At 70.4% G+C, this 20,810-nt stretch carries 17 protein-coding genes and 2 pseudogenes; 12 read left to right on the top strand and 7 right to left on the bottom strand.

Annotated elements, in window-relative coordinates:
* Positions 1-214 precede the first annotated feature (214 nt).
* The 4 genes and pseudogenes from ACWCRB_RS31510 to ACWCRB_RS31525 all read left to right on the top strand — a co-directional run.
* Positions 215-401 (top strand): annotated as a pseudogene (locus ACWCRB_RS31510) (NCS2 family permease); the annotation flags it as partial.
* Positions 402-419: 18 nt separating this feature from the next.
* On the top strand, positions 420-557 hold the full coding sequence (locus ACWCRB_RS31515) for a hypothetical protein (protein WP_450999323.1): 138 nt from the start codon (positions 420-422) through the stop codon (positions 555-557).
* Positions 558-733: 176 nt separating this feature from the next.
* Positions 734-1,591, top strand: a pseudogene (locus ACWCRB_RS31520) (solute carrier family 23 protein); the annotation flags it as partial.
* Positions 1,592-1,637: 46 nt separating this feature from the next.
* Entirely contained in the window at positions 1,638-2,789 is a 1,152-nt protein-coding gene (locus ACWCRB_RS31525; RefSeq protein WP_450999291.1) for an XdhC family protein, read from the top strand.
* Positions 2,790-2,799: 10 nt separating this feature from the next.
* On the opposite strand, the gene eccCb is transcribed toward ACWCRB_RS31525, so the two are convergent.
* Genes eccCb through ACWCRB_RS31540 form a run of 3 tightly spaced genes read right to left on the bottom strand, consistent with a single transcriptional unit; the run spans position 2,800 to position 8,070 of the window.
* Entirely contained in the window at positions 2,800-7,104 is a 4,305-nt protein-coding gene (gene eccCb, locus ACWCRB_RS31530) for a type VII secretion protein EccCb (protein WP_450999292.1), read from the bottom strand.
* Entirely contained in the window at positions 7,067-7,570 is a 504-nt protein-coding gene (locus tag ACWCRB_RS31535; protein ID WP_450999293.1) for a hypothetical protein, read from the bottom strand. The genes eccCb and ACWCRB_RS31535 overlap by 38 nt, the downstream gene beginning before the upstream one ends.
* A 59-nt stretch (positions 7,571-7,629) precedes the next feature.
* Positions 7,630-8,070, bottom strand: coding sequence for an SRPBCC family protein (locus ACWCRB_RS31540; protein WP_450999294.1), 441 nt, complete (start codon positions 8,068-8,070; stop codon positions 7,630-7,632).
* Between the two features lie 232 nt (positions 8,071-8,302).
* Here ACWCRB_RS31540 and ACWCRB_RS31545 point away from each other — a divergent pair, with 232 nt between their 5' ends.
* The 6 genes from ACWCRB_RS31545 to ACWCRB_RS31570 all read left to right on the top strand — a co-directional run bounded on the left by ACWCRB_RS31545 (position 8,303) and on the right by ACWCRB_RS31570 (position 14,679).
* Positions 8,303-9,349 carry a DUF2278 family protein gene (locus ACWCRB_RS31545; protein WP_450999295.1) on the top strand — a complete coding sequence of 349 codons (1,047 nt, stop codon included), beginning with the start codon at positions 8,303-8,305 and terminating at the stop codon, positions 9,347-9,349.
* Between the two features lie 262 nt (positions 9,350-9,611).
* Entirely contained in the window at positions 9,612-10,829 is a 1,218-nt protein-coding gene (locus ACWCRB_RS31550; RefSeq protein WP_450999322.1) for a cytochrome P450, read from the top strand.
* Positions 10,830-10,933: 104 nt separating this feature from the next.
* Positions 10,934-12,271, top strand: a complete 1,338-nt coding sequence (locus ACWCRB_RS31555) for an ABC transporter substrate-binding protein (RefSeq protein WP_450999296.1) — start codon at positions 10,934-10,936, stop codon at positions 12,269-12,271.
* Positions 12,268-13,212: a carbohydrate ABC transporter permease gene (locus ACWCRB_RS31560; protein ID WP_450999297.1), complete on the top strand. Its 945-nt coding sequence runs from the start codon at positions 12,268-12,270 to the stop codon at positions 13,210-13,212. Before ACWCRB_RS31555 ends, ACWCRB_RS31560 begins: the two co-directional genes overlap by 4 nt.
* Positions 13,209-14,081 (top strand): carbohydrate ABC transporter permease, encoded by an 873-nt coding sequence (locus ACWCRB_RS31565; protein ID WP_450999298.1) that lies wholly within the window; start codon positions 13,209-13,211, stop codon positions 14,079-14,081. The genes ACWCRB_RS31560 and ACWCRB_RS31565 overlap by 4 nt, the downstream gene beginning before the upstream one ends.
* A gap of 4 nt (positions 14,082-14,085) precedes the next feature.
* Entirely contained in the window at positions 14,086-14,679 is a 594-nt protein-coding gene (locus ACWCRB_RS31570; RefSeq protein WP_450999299.1) for a hypothetical protein, read from the top strand.
* 78 nt (positions 14,680-14,757) lie between these two features.
* Here the strand turns inward: ACWCRB_RS31570 and ACWCRB_RS31575 are convergent, their stop codons facing one another.
* Both ACWCRB_RS31575 and ACWCRB_RS31580 read right to left on the bottom strand, forming a co-directional pair.
* The gene (locus tag ACWCRB_RS31575; RefSeq protein WP_450999300.1) at positions 14,758-15,906 is read right to left on the bottom strand and encodes a Dyp-type peroxidase; all 1,149 of its coding nucleotides are present in this window, start codon (positions 15,904-15,906) and stop codon (positions 14,758-14,760) included.
* A 55-nt stretch (positions 15,907-15,961) separates the two neighbouring features.
* Positions 15,962-16,834, bottom strand: a complete 873-nt coding sequence (locus tag ACWCRB_RS31580) for a hypothetical protein (RefSeq protein ID WP_450999301.1) — start codon at positions 16,832-16,834, stop codon at positions 15,962-15,964.
* A 97-nt stretch (positions 16,835-16,931) separates the two neighbouring features.
* Here ACWCRB_RS31580 and ACWCRB_RS31585 point away from each other — a divergent pair, with 97 nt between their 5' ends.
* Positions 16,932-17,762: an alpha/beta fold hydrolase gene (locus tag ACWCRB_RS31585; RefSeq protein WP_450999302.1), complete on the top strand. Its 831-nt coding sequence runs from the start codon at positions 16,932-16,934 to the stop codon at positions 17,760-17,762.
* Here the strand turns inward: ACWCRB_RS31585 and ACWCRB_RS31590 are convergent.
* Both ACWCRB_RS31590 and ACWCRB_RS31595 read right to left on the bottom strand, forming a co-directional pair.
* Positions 17,755-18,567 (bottom strand): alpha/beta fold hydrolase, encoded by an 813-nt coding sequence (locus ACWCRB_RS31590; RefSeq protein ID WP_450999303.1) that lies wholly within the window; start codon positions 18,565-18,567, stop codon positions 17,755-17,757. The genes ACWCRB_RS31585 and ACWCRB_RS31590 overlap by 8 nt on opposite strands.
* Complete coding sequence (locus tag ACWCRB_RS31595; RefSeq protein WP_450999304.1) at positions 18,564-19,478, bottom strand: LysR family transcriptional regulator; 915 nt, start codon at positions 19,476-19,478, stop codon at positions 18,564-18,566. The genes ACWCRB_RS31590 and ACWCRB_RS31595 overlap by 4 nt, the downstream gene beginning before the upstream one ends.
* Positions 19,479-19,631: 153 nt before the next feature.
* Between ACWCRB_RS31595 and ACWCRB_RS31600 the strand changes: the two genes are divergently transcribed.
* Complete coding sequence (locus ACWCRB_RS31600) at positions 19,632-20,804, top strand: acyl-CoA dehydrogenase family protein (RefSeq protein WP_450999305.1); 1,173 nt, start codon at positions 19,632-19,634, stop codon at positions 20,802-20,804.
* The last annotated feature ends 6 nt before the right edge of the window (positions 20,805-20,810 follow it).

Genomic DNA, 20,810 nt, shown 5'->3' on the forward strand with positions numbered 1-20,810 from the left:
GGCGGGGCCGAGGCCGGGGCCCGCGCGCCGTCGGCCTCGTCGAGCACCAGCCGGGTCCAGGAGGCCAGTCGTACGACGACGTCGACCAGCCCCCACCGGGCCCGCACCCGACTACACACCCCACAACGAACCCCACAAACACCCCCACTCGTCTCGGGCCGTCCCCCGGGTCGTGCACCTTCCCAACCCCCTATGAACCTTGGGAGACCGCACCATGACCCAGCAGTCACTGGAGCCGAGGTCTCTTGCCGGGGACGCGAGCGCGAAGGCCCGCGTCCCGGCTGGACGGTCCTGGATCGACCGTTACCTCTACCTCGCCAGACGCGGATCCACCGCTGTGCGCGAGGTGTGGAGAGACGCGACCACCTTCACGGCGGCGTACATCCTGCTCCTCAACCGTTCCTGGACAATGGGCGGGAGTGACTCCGTCCACTGGCGCGCCCCGAACGGTCTTGGGCGAGCTGGTCCCCGGCGTACTCGACCCCGGGGCGGCGGCACGCATCCTGTGCGTGGTCCGGGCCCGGGAGGCCAGTTCCCTGCGCGACCTGACCAAATAAGTACAGCCAGAGGCGACGGAGAGGCCCTGAACCATCACTCCGGTGGAGCAGGGGCCCCGCACGCTGACACCGCACCTCGTGTCCCAGATCGCACAGCTACGCTAACCCGGACGGCCCAGGGCACCGCAAGCTCAGAACTCAACCATCACACGAACGAGCTAAGTCGACCTCACGTGGGCTGGCCCGTGCTGTTGTTCGTCGCGACCCTCCTCCTCATCTTCATGCTTCAGGCGCGCGGCATCCCCGGTGCGATCCTCATCGGCATCGTCAGTGGCACCGTGCTGGCCGTCCTGCTGAACGCGGTGGGCGCGATCGACCCGAGGCAATGGGCCAGCGGCGCACCGGAGTTGCACGGCAGCGCGGTGTCGATGCCGGACTTCTCGCTCTTCGGGGACGTCGAGTTCGGTGGCTGGGGCGAGGTCGGCGCGATGACGGTCGGCATGATCGTGTTCACCCTCGTCCTCGCCGGCTTCTTCGACGCGATGGCGACGATCATCGGCGTGGGCACGGAGGCCGGGCTCGCCGACAAGAAGGGCCGGATGCCGGGCCTGTCCAAGGCGCTGTTCATCGACGGCGCGGGCGGAGCGATCGGCGGCGTCGCCGGCGCGTCGGGCCAGACGGTGTTCGTGGAATCGGCGACGGGTGTCGGGGAGGGGGCACGTACGGGGCTGTCCTCCGTCGTCACCGGCCTGTTCTTCGCGGCCTGCCTCTTCTTCACCCCGCTGACTGCGATCGTGCCGGGGGAGGTCGCGGCGGCCGCCCTGGTGGTCATCGGCGCGATGATGATGTCGAACGCCCGGCACATCGACTGGGCCGACCGCGCCACTGCCGTCCCGGTCTTCCTGACCGTCGTGATCATGCCGTTCACGTACTCGATCACGGCGGGTGTGGCGGCCGGCGTGATCTCGTACGTCGCGATCAAGGTCGCGCAGGGCAGGGCGCGCGAGATCGGTGCCTTCATGTGGGCCCTGACAGGCATCTTCTTCGTCTATTTCGCCCTCAGTCCTATTGAGAGCTGGCTGGGCGTCCACTAGCCGCCACCACCTACGCGATACGCACACTGTTGATGAGGAGACCGAGATGCTGGACATCGCCGAAGAACTGCACCGGTGGGTCGAGCAGGGACGCGACTTCGCCGTGGCCACAGTGGTGGGCGTGGGCGGCAGCGCGCCCCGCCAGCCGGGTGCCGCCCTCGCCGTGGACACCGACGGCACGGCGATCGGCTCGGTCTCCGGCGGCTGTGTGGAGGGCGCGGTGTACGAACTGTGCCAACAGGCCTTGGCAGACGGCGAGTCGGTCCTCGAACGCTTCGGCTACAGCGACGCGGACGCCTTCGCGGTGGGTCTGACGTGCGGCGGGATCATCGACATCCTGGTGACGCCGGTACGGGCGTCGGATCCTGTTCGCGAGGTGTTCGCGTCGGCTCTGGTCGCCGCCGTGGGCGGGGAGGCGGCGGCCGTGGCACGGATCGTCTCCGGTCCGGCGGAACTGCTGGGGCGCGCCCTGCTCGTGGGCCCGTCCGGCTCGTACGAGGGTGGCTTCGGCGCTCACCCCGAGCTGGACCGTACGGTGGCTGCCGAGGCGCGCGCCTACCTCGACGCGGGCCGGACCGGCACCCTGGAGATCGGGGAGCAGGGCTCGCGTTGCGGAGCGCCGATCGTGGTCCTGGTCGAGTCGTCGGTGCCGCCGCCCCGCATGATCGTGTTCGGCGCGATCGACTTCGCGTCGGCGCTGGTCCGCATCGGCAAGTTCCTCGGCTACCACGTGACGGTGTGCGACGCCCGCCCGGTCTTCGCGACGCCCGCCCGCTTCCCCGACGCGGACGAGGTCGTCGTCGAGTGGCCGCACCGGTACCTGGAACGGACGGCGGTGGACGCCCGTACGGTCCTGTGCGTCCTCACCCACGACGCCAAGTTCGACGTACCCCTGCTCCGACTCGCCCTGCGCCTGCCGGTGGCGTACGTCGGCGCGATGGGCTCCCGCCGGACCCACCTCGACCGGAACGAGCGGCTGCGCGAAGTCGGCGTGACGGAGCTGGAGTTGGCGCGGCTCAGGTCACCGATCGGGCTGGACCTGGGCGCCCGTACGCCCGAGGAGACGGCGTTGTCGATCGCGTCGGAGATCGTCGCCAACAGGCGGGGCGGGAGCGGGGGTTCGCTGACGGGGGCGCATACGCCGATCCATCACGACGGGACGTCCGCGGCGGTGGGGCGGATCGGGTCGGTGGCCTGACCTCGGTCGCTCAGTCCAACTTCGGCTCCGTATAGCCGAGTTGGACGCCATGGGTGGACTTGCGGGTCACCAGCGTGCCGCGTCCGGGCGGCTGGTGACTCGGTTTGACGGTGCCCAGGAGGAAGCCCTCGGTGGGGTCGCCGGAGAGCAGGAGCCCCTGCGCGCCCAGCTCCCGCAACCGCGTCACGAAGGGTTCGTACTGGGCCCTCGACGCCCCGCCCGAGTTGCGCGCCAGCACGATGTGCAGGCCGAGGTCGCGGGCGAACGGCAGGTAGTCCACGAGTGAGGTGAGGGGGTTGCCGCTGCTGGTGGCGACCAGGTCGTAGTCGTCGACCAGCAGATAGATGTCCGGGCCCTCGTACCAGCTGCGGGCCCGCAGCTGCTCGGCTGTCACGTTGGGGCCGGGCATCCGGGCCTCCAGGACGGCGGTCAGCTGCTTGACGACCTCGGCGACCGGGGGCCCCGAAGGGCAGTAGCCCAGCAGGTACTCCTCGGGCACCTCGCCGAGCAGCGAGCGCCGGTAGTCGACCACGAGCAGTCGGGCCTCCTCCGGCGAGGCCCACGCACAGAGCTGACGCACCAGCATGCGCAGAAACGAACTCTTGCCGGACTCGGGCTCGCCGTAGACGAGGAAGAAGGGGTCGTTGGAGAAGTCGAGGAACACGGGGGTGAGGCCGGCGTCGTCGATGCCGATGGCGATGCCGTGGCCGGGGTACTCGTGGGGGCCGGGGAGTTCGTCGAGGGGGACCAGGGTCGGGAGAGTGCGTACGGGTGGGGCGGTCGGGCCCGGCCAGTTGTCGCGAACGGCGGCGACCAGGCGGTCCCTCGCCTCGCCGGAATCCTCCTCGGCCCCGCCTCCCAGTGTCGGCAGGGCGGTCACGAAGTGCAGCCTGTCGCGTGACAGGCCGTGGCCGGGTGCTCCCAGGGGGACGTACTGCGCCTGTGGCCGGTCGATCTCGGACTCCGTCGGATCGCCGAGACGCAGCTCGATTCTGCTGACCAGGAGATCGCGCAGGGACGGGCGGATCTCCCCGTACCGTGAGGCGCTGATCAGCAGATGCACGCCGTACTCCAGGCCACGGACAGCCATGTCCGTGATCACCGGTTCGAGTGCCTCGAAGTCCGTCCGGAGGGTCGCCCAGCCGTCGACGACGAGGAAGATGTCGCCCAGGCCCTGGTCCGGCCACTCGCCGGCGGCGCGGCGGCGACGGTAGGCGTGGATCGACTCGATGCCGAGAACACGGAAGGAGTCCTCGCGCTCGGCGAGGATCCTGGAGAAATCGGCGACCGTACGCCGGACCCGGTCCGGGTCCAGCCGGGAGAAGACGCCACCGACATGAGGCAGTCCGGCCAGGTGCGCGAGTCCGCCGCCGCCGAAGTCGAGGCAGTAGAACTGCACTTCGGCGGGCGTGTGGGTGAGGGCGAACGAGGTGATGAGCGTGGCCAGCAGGGTCGACTTGCCGGACTGCGGACCGCCCACGACCAGGGCGTTCCCCTCGGCCCCGGAGGCGTTCATGGAGACGACGACACGCCGCTGCTGGAACGGCTCGTCCGCGAGCGCGAACGGAGCGCGCAGGGGCTCTGATCCCGGGGAGCGCAGGCCACGCTGCTCGTCGACGACCAGCTTCGAGGGGAGCAGCTGTTCGAGGGCGGGTGATCTGTCCAGCGGCGGCAGCCAGATCCGGCGCGCGACCGGGCGGGTGGCCGCCAGTTGGCCGGCGACGACGTCCAGCAGCGAGGCGGAGCCGTAGGCGTCGTCCGAACCCGCGAGGGGAGTGGATACGTACGAGGCCTTGAAGCGGACCACCTCGTCGGGCGCGTCGGTCCTGAGGAATCCGTTGCCCGGGACGTTCGGCAGATGGTAGGCGTCGGGTGTGCCCAGCACCGAGCGGGACTCCGAGGCGCTGAAGGTGCGCAGAGCGATGCGGTACGAGAGGTAGGTGTCCAGCCGACGGCTGTCGCCCTCCTCCATCCGCTGGGTGGCCAGCAGCAGATGGACGCCCAGCGATCTGCCCAGCCGGCAGACCTGCAGAAGCAGCTCCAGGAAGTCCGGCTGGGCGCGCAGGATGTCGGTGAACTCGTCGACCACGACGACGAGTTCGGGAAGGGGATCGAGGTCGGTGCGGGTGGTGCGGGCCTTCTCGTAGTCCTGGACGTTCGCCCAGCCGCCGGTACGGAGCACTTGCTGACGCCGGTACAGCTCACCGCGGAGGGTCTCGCGCAGCCGGGCGACGAGCATCGGCTCGTCGGCGAGTTGTGTCACGAGCCCCGACACATGAGGCAGCTCGGCCAGCCCGGCGAAGGTCGTGTACCCCTTGAAGTCGACCAGGACGAAGGTGACTTCTTCGGGGGAGTGGCGGACGGCGAGCCCCAGCACGATCGCGCGCAGCAGTTCGGACTTGCCGGACCCGGTCGCCCCCACGCACAGTCCGTGCGGCCCCATGCCGTTCTGAGCGCCCTCCTTGAGGTCGAGCATCACCAGCCGGCCGCCCTCGCCGACACCGATCGGCACCCTCAGCCGGTCTCCGGCGGCCGGCCGCTCGCGCAGGGCCGTCAGATCCAGCGAGGCCGGGTCGTCGACACCCAGCAGTATCCGGTGAGAGGCGTACTGCCAGCTGTCGGCGGACTCGGTGTCGGTGCTGTCCTCGTCCCGCAGGCCCTCCCACCCGGCCCGCACCAGCTCCGCCGTCCCCGTCAGCGACTCCAGTGCCGCCACCGGCCCCACCCCGTCGTCGAAGCGCGGCACCGCCACCCGGAACCTCCGGCGCCGGGACAGCGCCCAGCCGACCGCGACCCCCGAAGCCAGCGCGGGGTCGAAGAAGGACTCCTCCGGGTCGTCCAGGGCGAGTTCGAGCCGGGTGCCGAGCAGCCCCCGCAGATCCGTGGTGAAGTCGCTCCAGCGGCGGGCCGAGACCAGCAGATGGACGCCGTAGTTCAGACCGGCGTTGGCCAGCTTCTGGACCGTGTCCGCGAACTCCGGGTGTTCATAGGTGAAGTCGAGCCATCCGTCCACGACGAGGAAGACATCGCTCGCGGCCCCCTCCTCGATCCGGTCCGTCGTGCGCAGCGCCCGGAACGCCTCGACGGAGTCGATGTCGAGGTCGCGGAACAGGGTGCGCCGGGTGGAGATCACGGCCTTGACCGCCGTCAGGGCGGCCTCGACCGCGCTGTGCTCGTGCGGCGCCGCGAACGTCCGTACGTGCGGTAGCGAACGCAGCACCCCGAGCCGGTTGACCGCGCCCTCCAGCAGATAGAACTCCGCCTCGTGCGGGGTGTGGGTCAGCGCCAGCGACATGATCATGGAGCGGAGCAGAGTGGTCTTGCCGCTGCCCAGCTTGCCGACGACCGCCGCGTTCCCGTCCCGGCCGGCGAAGTCGACGCACATGGGATCGCCCCCGGTGCTGTTCTCCAGCCGCCCGACGGGCACGAGCAGCCGGGACGAGCCCTCCCACGCGTCGCAGATGAAACCCCGGTCGACGGTCTCCACGGGCGGCGGCAGCAGCGAGCCGAGCGTGAGTTCCTCGGCCATCGCGGCCCGGGCGGCGGGACCGGCGGACGCGTCGATCCAGGGCGCGTAGGCGAGGGCGACATTCCCCTCGCACCGGCCCGACTTGGTCGGCGTCTGCTCGGGCCCCGCCTGGTTGATCACCGTGTCGTGGACGTACGTGTACAGCTCCTCCGGGGTGATCACCCCGTCCCGGTTCTGGTCGGCGAGGCCGGTGCTCAGCCCCTCGATCACGGCCGCCGTGAACCGGGGAGCCGACAGACTGTTGTCGAGGGTCAGCGACTCCCCCTCGTACGCGTACTCCAGCGCCGTCGACGCCGTGATCACGAACGTGCCGCGCCCGGCGAGCGCCGCCTCCACGTCCACGGGCGCGGGCGACATGGGGGAGCCCCGGTGGAAGAGCCCGCTGTAACAGCAGTCCAGCAGCACGATCTTGGTGCGGGCCTCGCACTCGTCGAGGAGCTGGTGCAGGAACGCGGCCGGGATGGCGGTGGTGTGCGGACGCTTCAACTGCGTGCCGAGCGTGGCGAAGAACAGCCGGTCGGCGTCGTTGCGGATGCCGTGGCAGGCGAAGTAGAGCAGGACGAGGTCGTCGGGGTCGCGGTTGCTGAGGACCTCCTCGACCGCGGTCTCGATCTCTTCCTTGGGCCGGTTCGGCAGTTCGCGTACGAAGTCGAAGCGGCCGATCGCCGGGTCCCGCAGCAGGGCCTTCAGCTCGGCGGCACCCCGGGCGGGCGCCCTGAGCCGGTTGAGCCCGGGATCCTGGTAGCCGTCAGTCGCGACGAGCAGTGCGATCCGGCGTCCCGCCATCGCCAACTCCCGGATCGCTGGGGGTGTTCGGGTCGACGGCAGGGGCGGTGCCCGGATCGTTCGTGGTCCCGGCCAGTGCGGCCGTCCCCGCCCCGATCCGCGCGGTCACCGCCTCGACCAGCGCCTGCTGGTCCTTGGCGGACAGGGCGCCGAACGACCCCTTCTGACCGTCGATCTCCCACTCCACCGACCGCGCCTTCGAGCGCTGCACGAAGGCGACGACGACATTGCTCACGGCCTTGAGCGCGGCGGCGGAGAAGGCGCCGCTCACCACCAGCACCGCGAGGTCGTGCCCCACGCCGGCCATCGACTTGGCGGGTGCGGCAACGGTCTTGCGCTCGACGCGGAGGAGGCCGAGGGTCCGCAGATCGCCGTACAGACTGCGGACCTGACGGTCGGTCTGCTCCGCGGTGGCCCCCGGACCCGAGTCGATCCGAAGCTCCAGCCGCACGTTCTCCTCGGGCACGTTCTCCCCTTCCCCCGACCGGCCGGGCCGCCGGCACGTGGGGTCGATCGTAACGTCCGTCACCCCATCCTCAGCAGCCGGTTCACCGCCCGCCCGAACACATACCGGGCCGCCGACTCCAGCAGACGGTCGAACAGCGACGGCAGCAGGCGTACGCGCAACTCCTCGCGCCAGACCACCCGTGAGCGGCCGCCGGGGCCCGGGCGGACCTCGATCTCCGCCCAGCCCAGGACGACCCGGCCGCGCTTCTCCAGGCGGACGAGGCCCGGGGTGTCGTCCGTCGGGGGGCGCCAGACGGTGACCTCCATACGGTCGTCGAAGGCGAGGGGGCCGATGCCCGAGCGGGCGACGAACACCGTGCCCTCGTGGGTCGGCGGCGCCGTGAGCACCGTGACGCGGGTGAGGGGGACCACGGAAGCGTGGCGGGGCCACTCCGTGAGCCGGCGCCAGGCCTCGTCGAGGGGGAGCGGCACCGTGCGTTCGAGGAGGAAGTTGACCACGGCACGATCGTAGGGAACCCGGCGGGCGGCACGGCACGATCCGGGGTCCCGCGACCCCTGTTCACAGGTGACTCACACAGATGGCCCAGTCGCGCATTCACGAGGTGACGTAGGACGGACACCGGCGGTCAATTCCTGTCGCGGCGGGGGACGGTGAGCCGCTACGCACTAACATTTGCCGCAGGAGCGGACAATCCGGCAATCCGCCCACGCTCACGGGGAGTTGTTCGTCATGCCGCTGAAGACCTACGGCGTACTGATCGCGCGGGCCATCGACGCCCGTCGCGAGGGTTCCGCCAACACCCCTCACTACCAGATCGAGTTGACGGACGATCAGGGCACGCACTACCGCGCTTCCGTCAACGTGAAGTCGCAGGAACGGCCGAACGAACTGCTCTACCTCGTCGACGACGACCTCCGGCATCCCGTCACTGCCCGTCTGGCGGGCCTGGCGAGCGGCTGGAACACCCTTCCGGCCGGGCCCGGTGGGCCGAACCTCGACTTCGTGCGCGGCAATCTCTTCGACCCGTCGAAGATGCGCGTTCTGCCGCCTGATGTGGCAGGTCCGGACAACGACCTCGCCGACCTCCTCGACCACTACGTACGACGTGCCATCGAGGATCCGGCCGCCCGCCTGTACGTCTTCGGCGAGCGCTGGGGGCCGGAGGCCGACGTCCGCGACAAGATCTTCGGCTTCCTGCCCGGCAACGGCGTCCACGACATCCATATGAACCAGGGCAACAGCCGCCGCTTCCAGGGCGACGACGGGGTCTGGCAGGACGGCGGGCTCCTCATCCGCTTCCCGGGGCAGGAGCCCGCCCAGGAGCGGTGGGTCGCCGTCTTCCTCGCCTTCCAGAGCCAGAAGTGGCACACCGACGACACCACCGGCCACGCCCTCCCTGGTACGGCTCCCGACACGGGGACGGACACCGGCGGTGGGCGTCCCGCACCGGGAACCCAGCCCGTCCGGATCGTCGCCGCCCTGGTCAACCCGCGCGGCCCCGCCCCCGAGGCCGAGACGGTCACCCTCCTCAACGCCTCACCGGCCACCGTCGACCTCACCGGCTGGCGCCTCCTCGACCGGCTCGGCCACAGCAGTCCGCTGCCACCGGTGCCGATCGCCGCGGGCGCCGCTCTCCCCGTACTGCTCACCGGCGGCGCCCAACTCGGCAACCACGGCGGCGAGATCACCCTGCTGGACGCGGCCGGCCTCAAGGTCCACGGCGTCTCCTACACCGCCGAGGACGCCGGACGCGAGGGCTGGACGGTGGTGTTCTGAGCGGGGGACCGGCCGGGCATGGCGGGCGGCACGGTTGTGCCCTCTCGACCGCTTCCGCCCCCGCACGGTGTACGGCAGCATGGGCGCGATCTCGTGACCCGTGACCTGTATCCCGTGACCTGTATCCCGGCCGGAGGGCGCCCGCGTGGACAGCCAACCGCACGACACACTCGACCAACCTGACGGAACACTCGGCCAATCCGACGACGCAGTCGATCAATCCCACGGCACAGCAGACCAACCGCACGACAAGCTCGACGAGTTGCAGCGCGACCCCTATCCCCACTACGCCCGCGCACGCGACGCCGAGGGCCTGACCTTCGTCGCCGAACTCGACGCCTGGCTGGTCGCCCGGGACGCCGACGTACGTGAAGTGCTGCGCCGCGCCGAGGACTTCTCCTCGGCCGGTTCGCTGCGCCCCGACGTCATGCCGGCACCCGCCGCCTTAGCCGTACTGGGCGGCGGCTTCGGCGGGCGGCCGGTGGTCGTCGGCGCGGACGGGGCCCAGCACCAGGAGTTGCGCGCGCCGATCGTCCGGGGCCTCTCGCCCGCCCGGGTCGCCGCGGCCGTGCCGTACGCCGCCGAGCGTGCCGCCGCCCTGGTCGACGCGTTCATGAACGGCGGACGCAACGAAGACCGTGAACACAATGGCGAGCACGTCGAGTTCATGTCGGCGTACGCCCGACGCCTCCCCGGAGACGTCATCGGCCGCATCGTCGGACTCGACCCCGTCGACATCCCGGCCGTCGTGCACGGCGGCTACCGTGCCGAGGAACTCCTCTTCCGGCCGCTGCCGGAGGACGAGCAGATCGCCGTCGCCGAGGACGTGGTCGCGACCCAGCGCATCCTCGACCGGTACGCCCGCGCCCGGCACGCCGAACCCCGCGAGGATCTCTGCACGGAGATCGTCGCCTCCGTCGCGGACGAGGGAAGCATCGAACTCACCCTCGACCAGCGCCACGAAGCCGCCTCCCACCTCCAGAACCTGCTGATCGCCGGGCACCTCACCACCACCGCGCTCATCGGCACCACGGTCCTCCACCTCCTCCGGCACCCTGACCAGTGGGAGCTGCTCTGCGCGGAACCGGACCGCATCCCGGCCGCCGTGGAGGAGGCAGCCCGATACGACACGGCCGTCCAGGGGTTCCGTCGCGTCACCACCCGCCCGGTCACCCTCGCGGGCACCGAACTCCCGGCCGGCGCCACGCTGTTCGTCGCCTACGGTGCTGCCAATCGGGATGCTGTCCGGTACCCCGGCGCGGACGAGTTCGACATCACCCGCACCCCGGCCCGCCACCTCGCCTTCGGCTTCGGCGCCCACGCCTGCCCCGGCTCCCAGCTCGCCCGCGAACAACTCCGCCTCACGCTGCGGGAGTTGACCAGCCGTCTGCCGGGCCTGCGACTGTCCGAGGACCATCCGGTCACGATGCGCCCGACGATGATCCACCGCTCCCCGCAGAGCCTCCACCTGACCTGGTGACAAACCGGGTGACCGGTGCACGGGTCTTGTTCTGACATCCGGATCTTCCCTAGGGTCCCTCAAGGGGGGTGGAAGCGCTTTCTGGTGAAAGAGGTGACCCACTCATGCCCGGAAACAGGACAAGGACGTCCTGGTGGCCTCGGAAGCAGTGTCGAATGAGGCGTCGAAAGGCGGCCCTGGCCGCAGGTCTCGCCCTCGGTGCCGTACTCACCGCCTGCTCCGGTCCGGACGGTTCGACGAGCGCGGGCGGCAAGGTCGTCCTGCGCTACACCTGGTGGGGCAACCCGGACCGGGCCGCCAGGACCCAGGAGGCGGTCGACCTCTTCGAGCAGAGGCATCCGGACGTCGACGTACAGACCTCGTTCGCCGGATACGAGGCCTACAAACAGAAGTTGGCGACCCAGGCGGCCGGCGGCGACGCCCCCGACGTCATGCAGCTCGACTACCGGATGATCGACCAGTACGCCTCGGGCGGCGTCCTCCTCGACCTCGGTGAGCAGCAAGCCACCCTGAAGACAGGGGAGTTCGACCCCGGGCTGCTCGCCACCGGCAAGCTGAACGGCAAGCAGTACGCCGTCCCGCAGGGACGCGGCACCGAGACCGTCGTCTACGACCCCACCCGGTGGAAGGAAGCGGGCCTCGAACCGCCCGCCGACGCCTCGGACGGCGGCTGGACCTGGGACCAATGGGCCGACGCCATGCGGGTGTTGAAGGAGAAGACCGGCACACCCGGCGGTACCGACCCCGGACAGAGCGAGGACGCCTTCGAGGTCTGGCTGCGCGGCCAGGGCAAGTCGTTGTACACGGAGACCCGCGAACTCGGCTTCAACGTCGACGACTTGACCCGCTGGTGGACCTTCACCGACGGACTGCGCCGCGAGGGTGTCGTCTCGTCCGCCGAGCAGACCACCCAGATCGACGGCACGGTCGAGAACACCCCGCTCGGCCGCGGCAAGGCCTTCTCCGACATGAACTGGGACGCCCCGGCCAGCGGTTACCTCGCCCTGATCCCGGACGGCATCGCCCTCGCCCCCATGCCCTCGGGCGCCGACGGCACCCCAGGCCAGTACTTCAAGCCCTCCATGTTCATGGGCATCGCCGCCGACACCGGCAGCCCCGAACAGGCTGCCCAGCTCATCGACTTCATGCTCAACGACCGTGAGGCCGCCGCGATCCTCGGTGCGACCCGTGGCATCCCCGTCAACGAGTCCATCCGCGAGGAACTCGCCCCGGAACTCAAGGACTTCGACAGCACCATCTACGCCTACCAGGCCACCCTCGAAGGCAAGCTCAACACCCCGCCCCAGGCGCCCCCTTCGGGCGACAGCGCCCTCCAGACCACCTTCCAGCGCGACTACGACCAGGTGTCGTACGAGCGCTTGTCGCCCCGCGAGGCGGCCCAGGACTACGTCACCGAGGCGAAGGCGGAGCTGCGGTCATGACCACCACCCAGATACCGACCCCCGCCCGCGCCACACAGACCCCTCCCGTGAAGCGGCCCAAGCGCCAACGCGAGGGCGCCGCCTGGGTGTTCCTGTCCCCCTGGGTGCTGGGCGCCTGCGTCCTCACCCTGCTCCCCATGGCGGTCTCGCTCTATCTCTCCTTCACCGACTACGACCTGTTCAACTCGCCCAACTGGGTGGGCCTGCGCAACTACACGCAGATGTTCACCGAGGACCCGCGCTACTGGCGCTCGGTCGTCGCGACCCTCAGCTACGTCGTCATCGCGGTCCCGCTCCAGCTCGGACTCGCCCTCGTCGTGGCCCTCGTCCTGAAGAACATGAAGCGTGGCCGGGCCTTCTACCGCTCCGCCTTCTACGCCCCCTCCCTCCTCGGCGCCTCGATGTCCGTCGCCCTCGTCTGGCGGGCGCTGTTCAACGAGGGCGGCACCGTCGACAACCTCTTCGGCACCGGCGGCTGGATCTTCAAGCCCGGCTGGGCACTTGTCACCGTGGCCCTGCTGACCGTGTGGCAGTTCGGGGCGCCGATGGTCATCTTCCTCGCCGGACTCCAGCAGATCCCGGGGGAGTTGTACGAGGCCGCCGAGGTCGACGGCGCGAGCCGATGGCGTCAGTTCCTCTCCATCACCGTGCCGATGCTGTCCCCGGTGATCTTCTTCAACCTGGTCCTCCAGACGATCCAGGCCTTCCAGGTCTTCACCCCCGCCTTCGCGGTCAGCGGCGGCAAGGGCGGACCCGCCGACTCGACCCTCTTCTACACGCTCTACCTCTACGACCGGGGCTTCGTCGCCTCCCACATGGGCTACGCGTCCGCGATGGCCTGGGTGCTGCTGATCGTCATCGGCGCCGTCACCGCCGTACTGTTCCGGACCTCGCGCTCCTGGGTCTTCTACGCCTCCGACACCGAAGGGGGCGTCCGATGACGGCCACCGTGTCCCCGACTCCCGGTGTACGCAAGCCCGTCGCGTGGCGCCGGATCGCTCTCCACCTCGGCTGTCTGGCCGCGCTCCTCGTCATGCTCTACCCGCTGGCCTGGCTGCTCGCGACCTCCCTCAAGCCCGCGAACGAGGTCATCGCCAGCCTCGACCTGTTGCCGAGCCATCTGGAGTGGTCCAACTACAAGACCGCCCTCGACGGCGTCAACGACGTCTCGGTCTGGCGCCTGCTCACCAACTCCCTGCTGATCGCGGGCGGCGCGGTCCTCGGCAACGTACTCAGCTGCTCCCTCGCGGCCTACGCCTTCGCGCGCCTGCGATTCCGCTTCCGGGGCCCGCTGTTCGCGTTCATGATCGCGACGATCATGCTGCCGCACCACGCGGTGCTGATCCCGCAGTACATCATCTTCAACCAGCTCGGCATGGTGAACACCTACTGGCCGCTGATCCTGCCCAAGTTCCTTGCCACGGAGGCGTTCTTCGTCTTCCTGATCGTGCAGTTCATGCGCGGACTGCCGAGGGAGCTGGAGGAGGCGGCGCGCATCGACGGCTGCGGCCCGTTCCGCTCCTTCTTCCTCGTCATCCTGCCCCTCACCCGCCCTGCGCTGATCACCACGGCGATCTTCACCTTCATCTGGACGTGGAACGACTTCTTCACCCAGCTGATCTATCTCTTCTCGCCGGACAAGTTCACGCTCACGCTCGCCCTCAGGTCGTTCGTGGACGCGTCCAGCACCTCCGCGTTCGGCCCGATGTTCGCCATGTCGGTGATCGCGCTGCTGCCGATCGTCCTGTTCTTCCTCGCCTTCCAGCGGTTCCTGGTGGAGGGCATGGCCAACTCCGGGATCAAGGGGTGAAGCGATGAGCGGAACGCGTACGACCCGTGAGCCGGGCGAGATCTTCGGCCCGCGCATGACCCTCTTCGCGGACGTCCTCAGCGTCGGCCTCGCCACGGCGGTCGCGAGCCTGCCCCTGCTGACCGCCCCCGCCGCGCTCTCCTCGGCCTGCGAGATCCTGCGCGGCACCCGCGAGGGCCGCCCCGCCACCGCCGGACGCTACTTCCGCCTCCTGCGGCAGCGGCTGCGCGCCGGCGACCTGATCGCCGGGCTCGCCGCCGTGACGGGCGTCCTGCTGGTGCTGGCAGACCTGGCGCTAGCCCGTACCGGCCTGCCCGGCGGACCGGCCTTCGCGGCTGTCGCCGCCGCGATCGGCGCGTACGCCGCCGTGACCGGCCTGCGCGCCTGCGGACGCCCCGAGTCGCTCACCGACTGGCCGGCCGCCGTCCGCGCCGCCGCCCGGGACACCGCCCGCGACCCGGGCGGCAGCGCCCTCGTCCTGCTCGCCCTGGCGACGGCCGCCCTGTGCGCCTGGACGCTGCTCCCGCTCGCGTTCCTGGCGCCGGGCCCCCTGGCGATGGCGCTCACGGCGATCGACGTACGCACCCCCGCCGGATAGTCCGACCGGCCTGACGCCACCGATCGCGGGCCTCGCGACTCACCGCACGATGCTCGTCGTCGAGGCCCGCGGATCCGGTCAGGCCAGCAGATGCGCGCCCAGGCCCTCGCCCGGGAGGGCGCCCGGAAGGACGTACGCCACCGCCGAACCCCGATGCTCGGTGAAGCGGCTCAGTTCGTCCGTCGCCGCCATCCGGCGCTGGACGCGTGCGAACAATGCCGGGTCCCGCATGAAGGCGAGGAACAGCAGGCCCCGGTCGTCCGGTCCGGCGTCGTAGCTGTAGCTCCGGCGCAGCATCCGGGCGCCCGCGTCCAGCTGTGGACCGGCCGCCCGTACGTGCGAGCGCGGCGGGATCACGACGTCTTGCCCGTGCCCCAGCGGCGCCCCGCTCGCACGCTCCCGGCCGACGACCTCCTGCTGCCGCCGCGTACCGAGCCGCGCGAGCCCGCCCACGTCGACGTGGATCCGCCGTACGACGAGGAACGTGCCGTCGTTCGACCACACCCAGCGCTCGCACTCCTCGGGAGTCGGGTTCTCCGTGCCGTGCTCGAAGCCGAGTTGGTCGCGCGGTGTCTGCCCGGCCGGCGTCGGCGGCAGGAACCCGGTCTGCCGCCATCGCGGGCGCAGGGTGTCGCCCGCCAGCCGGGTCAGCGCGCTCGCGGCGGCCCGGGTGACACTGGGATCGTCGGCGCAGAGCTGGAGCACCAAGTCCCCGCCGCTGTAGGCAGGGTCGAGCCGGTCGTAGGGCAACGGCGGCAGCTCGCGCAGGCCATGCGGCGCGGCGACACAGAGGAGTTGGGGCAGCCGGGGACCGATCCCCACGGTCGCGGTGAAGCGGGACTTCCCGGCTGATCCTTCAAGTTCCGTTGCTCGTACGGGACTTGGTGGCCGGAGTTCGCCGTCCAGGGTCTCCGCCAGTGCCCGTGTCCAGCGGCCGAACACCTCCCGCAGGGCACGTACGCCGCCTGCTCCCCTTACCGCAGGGGCGAGGTCGTACGCCGTGACGAGTGCGGCGGACTGCTGCGGGGTCGTCACTCCGGCCTGGCGCGGGCCCCGGAAGCGGAACGCGGGTGGACCGGCGGCGGCAGGGGGACGGGAGCGTGACTCGCCGGTGCAGCCGGAGGTGGCCGCGGCGAGGGTGGCGAGGGCTGCGGCGCGGGTCAGAACGTCCCGGCGGGCGGGGGTCGACGTGCCGTCGGGCGTGGGGGAAGCGGTATGTGCTGTCATGAGAGTGAAAGGGATGATACATCCATGATCACGCCAAAGATTCCCTTTCCGGGAGTCAGACGAACGTCACCTCCGCCGTGGCGTGTTGCTCCTCGCGAGCGGTACTGACGCGCAACTCGGCTCCCTCGCCCGTGAGTTGGCCCTCGGCCAAGAGGTGCTTGCCGGCGAAGGTCGGGTGCCGTAGCCGGTAGGACAAGGAGCGGACCCGGCGCTCCGGGGCGTTGCGGCGGGCCAGTTCGAGCATGAGCAGTGCCAGCAGTGGGCCGTGTACGACCAGGCCCGGATAGCCCTCCGTGTCCTGGCAGTACGGAGTGTCGTAGTGGATGCGGTGGGCGTTGGCGGTGAGCGCGCTGAAGCGGAAGAGGAGGGTCGGGTCGGGCTGGAGGCGTAGGTGCCAGGGGCTTGTCGGGGCAGGTGCGCTGTCGGTGGGTGTCTCGGCGTACCGCCTGGCGGGGGCGCGGCCCGACCGGTAGACGATGTCCTGTTCCTCGACGACGCACGTACGGCCGTACTGCCGGAACTCGCGGCGTTCCGTGACGAACAGGAGTTCCCCCGTGCGGCCTTGCTTCGGCGTGACCGCGCTCAAGCTGCTGATCCGCTCGGCCGGTTCACCGAGGCGCAGCGGCTCGGCGATCTCACAGCGTCCGCCGGCCCACATCCGCTGCCGGTCGGGGATGGGTGGCAGGAACAGCGCGTCCCGCAGGTGTCCGTCGGGGCCGAGTGCGAGCTGGGGTGGCCAGTGCAGGAAGTAGAACCACTGCCACAGCGGCGGCAACGGGTCCCCGGCCCCGGCGACCGCCTCGGGCAGATCGAGAAGCGCGGACATGGCTGCAACCGGGCCCGGCGGCAGCGGGTCCTCGTCCCTGACCGGCTCGGGGTGCCAGGACTCGACGTACGAGGCCAGCGGGACGGGGGAGGCGGGAGGCATGGTCGGGGAGGTCCTTCCGGATCGAGATGCCGGGCGTCTTGGCGGGAGACGGGATTGGTCCTGGAGTCCGTCGGCGGTCTCTGGTGCACTCTTTGTCGTGGAATTGACCAGCGAGAAACTGCGTCTTCGTGTCGACGGTGTGGGTGCCGGTGGAGTTGGAGTCGGAGTCGGTGTCGAGATCGCCGCCATCCGTCGCGGCGGAGAAAAACACGCCCCCATTGTCTTTCTGCACGGCTTCGGTTCGACGAAGGAGGACTACGCCGACCTCGCGTACCGGCCCGAATTCGCCGGGCGGCCGTTCCTCGCGTACGACACGCCGGGATGCGGGGACAGTGCATGCGACGACCTGGCGGGGATGTCGATTCCGTTCCTGGTGAAGACCGCCCGGGCCGTACTCGAAAGCCTCGGAATCCGACGATTCCATCTCGTCGGCCATTCCATGGGTGGGCTGACCGGGCTGCTGCTGGCGCACGAGGAACCGGGCCGGGTCCTGAGCTTCGTCGACATCGAGGGCAATCTCGCCCCCGAGGACTGCTTTCTGAGCAGGCAGATCCTCACCCACGCGACGGACGACCCCGAGACCTTCCTCGCCGACCTCACCGAACGGGCCCGCCACGCACCCTCCCTCGCCAGTGCCCTCTACGCGTCGAGCCTGCGCCGCAAGGTCCGCCCCGGGGCCGTACGCGGAATCTTCGAGTCGATGGTCGAGTTGTCCGACCACGGCGACCTGATGAAGAAGTTCCTGTCGCTTCCCTTTCCGCGCATGTTCATGTACGGCGAACAGAACGCGTCCCTTTCCTATCTGGGCGAGTTGGCTTCGGGTGGTGTGGAACTGGCGGAGATTGCGCACAGTGGGCATTGGCCCATGTATTCCAACCCGGTGACGATGTGGGAGCGGATCGCCGATTTCCATGCCCGGATCAGCTGAGGAAGTCCTGGACCAGTTTGCCGGCCTCGTCCCGGCACTCCTCGAAATACGCGTGCCGGGCGCCGGCGAACAGGTGCGTCCTGGTGTCCGGGATGCGGGCGGCGAGCAGCGGGACGTTGTCCGGCGGGGTGAGGCGGTCCTCGGCGCCGTGCAGGATCAGGGTCGGCGCGGTGATCAGGTGGAGCGCCTCCCAGGCGTCGTGCGTGTTGCTGGCGATCAGATGGCCGTGGCGGGCGTGCGGGGGCATGTCCGGATCGCCGAGGGTGGCGTACGGGCCGGGGTGGCCGGCGAGCCAGCCGGGGGAGTACATCAGGTCGATCAGCGCACTCCGTACGGCGGCCGGGGCGGGCCGGGCCAGGGCGCGCCGTACGGAGACGTCGCGCTCTACGGCGTACGGCCCGCCGGGGGAGGTGCAGCCCAGGACGAGTCGTCGGACCCGGTCCGGGTGGCGGGCGGCGAGCCACTGGGCGACCCGGCCGCCCATGGACGTTCCGTAGACGTCCGCGCGCTCCACGCCCAGGTGGTCGAGGATGGCGATCGCGTCCTCGGCGAACTGCTGGGTGGAGTAGCCCTGTTGGGGTTTGTCGCTGGCGCCGGTGCCCCGGTGGTCCATGGTGATCGTGCGGTGCGTGGCGTCGAAGTCCTCGCGCGGGCCGTCCCACCAGTGGTGGTTGTTGGCCTGGCCGGCCAGGAGCAGGAGGGAGCGGGCCGTATCGTCATGAGCGCCTTGGTGCTGATAGGCGAGGGCCGTGCCGTCCTGGGCTCGGGCGACGGCGTGGAGTCGGCGGCTGGCGGTGTCTGTCATTGGTTCCAACGTCCTTCTTCCACTGCTGAGTTGATACGGCCGACCAGTTCCCGCGCGACCACCTCCACGGCCGGTGGTGTCCGGCCGGACCTCGACGTGGCGAGCACGATCGACCGCCACACCTCGGGCTCGCACAGCGGCGCCGCGCTCAGCGTGCCCTGGGCGACGTCCTCCGCGATGCCCACGCCCGGCAGGACCGTCCAGCCGTGCCCGGCCAGCACCAACTGCTTCTGTACGCGCATCGAGTTGGTCTGGACGGCGATGTCCAGGGCCGCCCCAGCCCGCGCCGCCGCTCCGTCGATGAGGGTGCGCAGGGCGTGGCCGGCGGCCGGCATGACCAGGGGGTGCGCGGCGGCCTCGGTGAACGGGACGGGCCGGTCGGCGCGGAGTCCGGCGGCCGGGGGAGCGACCGCCCACAGGCGTTCCCGTACCAGCGGAAGGGCGTTGAGGGACGGGGTGCTGTCGAGGTTGTAGAGCAGGGCCAGGTCGAGGTCACCCTCGTCGAGCCACTGCTGGAGGTGCCCGGAGTAGGCGGTCAGCAGACGCAGTTCGACGCCCGGGTGGTCGCGGGTCACGGCCGACACCAGCGGCTCGGCGAGCAGGTCGCCGGTGCTCTCCAGGAGGCCGACGGTGACGATGCCGGTCACCTCGCCGGGGGTCGGCTGGATCTCGGCACGGGCGCGTTCGAGTTCGCCGAGGGCGCGTCGGGCGCGGTCCACCATGATCGTGCCGGCCTGGGTGGGGCGCATGCCCTGCCGGGTCCGTTCGAAGAGGGGGACGCCCAACTCCTCCTCCAGCGTGCGGATCTGGCGGGTGACGGCCGGCTGCACGAGGCGCAGCAGTTCGGCGGCGCGGGTCACGCTGCCCACCTCGGCCACGGTGACCAGCGCCCTGAGCTGCTTGACGTCCACGGGTGAGCCTCCGGTGCCCGTTCGGTGCGCGTGCGGCGCGTCATGCGCGGCACGCATGGAGCCATCACGTATTGCTATTTCACTTGCGGTCGCATGACCATTCATGATGGTACGCCCGGGGTGCGGGCGAGGCAGACGAGGGAGCGGAACCGTATGAGCGCACTCGACACACTGTCCGAGGACGAGCGGTCCGTCGTCGGTACCGTGCGTGACTTCGTCGACAAGGACGTCAGGCCCGTCGTGCGCGAACTCGAACACGCCGACACCTACCCCGAGGCCCTCATCGAACGGATGAAGCGGCTCGGTGTCTTCGGGCTGGCCGTCCCGGAGGAGTACGGCGGCACCCCGGTCTCCACCCCCTGCTATGTCCTGGTCACCGAGGAACTCGCCCGTGGCTGGATGAGCCTGGCCGGGGCCATGGGCGGGCACACGGTGGTCGCCAAGCTGCTCGTCGCCTTCGGCACGGAGGAGCAGAAGCGCCGTTGGCTGCCCCGGATGGCCACCGGTGAGGTCCGGGCGACCATGGCCCTGACCGAGCCGGGCGGTGGCTCCGATCTGCAGGCCCTGCGGACGGTCGCCCGCCGAGACGCCCACGGCGACGGTTACGTGGTCAACGGTGCGAAGACCTGGATCACCAACTCCCGGCGCTCCCAGCTGATCGCCCTGCTCTGCAAGACGGACCCGGACGCCCGACCCGCCCATCACGGCATCTCCGTCCTCCTCGTCGAGCACGGCCCCGGACTCACCGTCTCGCGTGATCTGCCCAAGCTCGGCTACAAGGGCGTCGAGAGCTGCGAGCTGACCTTCGAGGACCACCGGGCACCAACGGACGCCCTCCTGGGCGGGGTTGAGGGCAAGGGCTTCGCCCAGATGATGAAGGGCCTGGAGACCGGACGCCTTCAGGTCGCCGCCCGTGCGCTGGGCGTCGGCCGGGCGGCCTTCGAGGACGCCCTCGCCTACGCTCGGCAGCGCGAGTCGTTCGGCAAGCCGATCTGGCAGCACCAGTCCATCGGCAACTACCTCGCCGACATGGCGACTTCGCTCACCGCCGCCCGCCAACTCACCCTCTACGCGGCCCGGGAGGCGGACGCGGGCCGACGGGTCGACATGGAGGCGGGCATGGCCAAGCTGTTCGCCTCGGAGACCGCGATGCAGATCACCCTCAACGCCGTCCGGATCCACGGCGGTTACGGCTACTCCACCGAGTTCGACGTCGAACGCTACTTCCGCGACGCGCCGTTGATGATCGTCGGCGAGGGTACGAACGAGATCCAGCGGAACGTGATCGCGAGCCAGTTGGTGAAGCGGGGCGGACTCGACAACTGAATCCGA

This window comes from Streptomyces sp. NPDC002156 (assembly GCF_053593675.1).

Coding starts and splice junctions, on each gene's coding strand:
- ACWCRB_RS31525 (WP_450999291.1), top strand. CDS start 1,638: ATGCTGGACATCGCCGAAGAACTGCACCGGTGGGTCGAGCAGGGACGC.
- eccCb (WP_450999292.1), bottom strand. CDS start 7,104: ATGGCGGGACGCCGGATCGCACTGCTCGTCGCGACTGACGGCTACCAG.
- ACWCRB_RS31545 (WP_450999295.1), top strand. CDS start 8,303: ATGCCGCTGAAGACCTACGGCGTACTGATCGCGCGGGCCATCGACGCC.
- ACWCRB_RS31555 (WP_450999296.1), top strand. CDS start 10,934: ATGCCCGGAAACAGGACAAGGACGTCCTGGTGGCCTCGGAAGCAGTGT.
- ACWCRB_RS31560 (WP_450999297.1), top strand. CDS start 12,268: ATGACCACCACCCAGATACCGACCCCCGCCCGCGCCACACAGACCCCT.
- ACWCRB_RS31565 (WP_450999298.1), top strand. CDS start 13,209: ATGACGGCCACCGTGTCCCCGACTCCCGGTGTACGCAAGCCCGTCGCG.
- ACWCRB_RS31570 (WP_450999299.1), top strand. CDS start 14,086: ATGAGCGGAACGCGTACGACCCGTGAGCCGGGCGAGATCTTCGGCCCG.
- ACWCRB_RS31575 (WP_450999300.1), bottom strand. CDS start 15,906: ATGACAGCACATACCGCTTCCCCCACGCCCGACGGCACGTCGACCCCC.
- ACWCRB_RS31580 (WP_450999301.1), bottom strand. CDS start 16,834: ATGCCTCCCGCCTCCCCCGTCCCGCTGGCCTCGTACGTCGAGTCCTGG.
- ACWCRB_RS31590 (WP_450999303.1), bottom strand. CDS start 18,567: ATGACAGACACCGCCAGCCGCCGACTCCACGCCGTCGCCCGAGCCCAG.
- ACWCRB_RS31600 (WP_450999305.1), top strand. CDS start 19,632: ATGAGCGCACTCGACACACTGTCCGAGGACGAGCGGTCCGTCGTCGGT.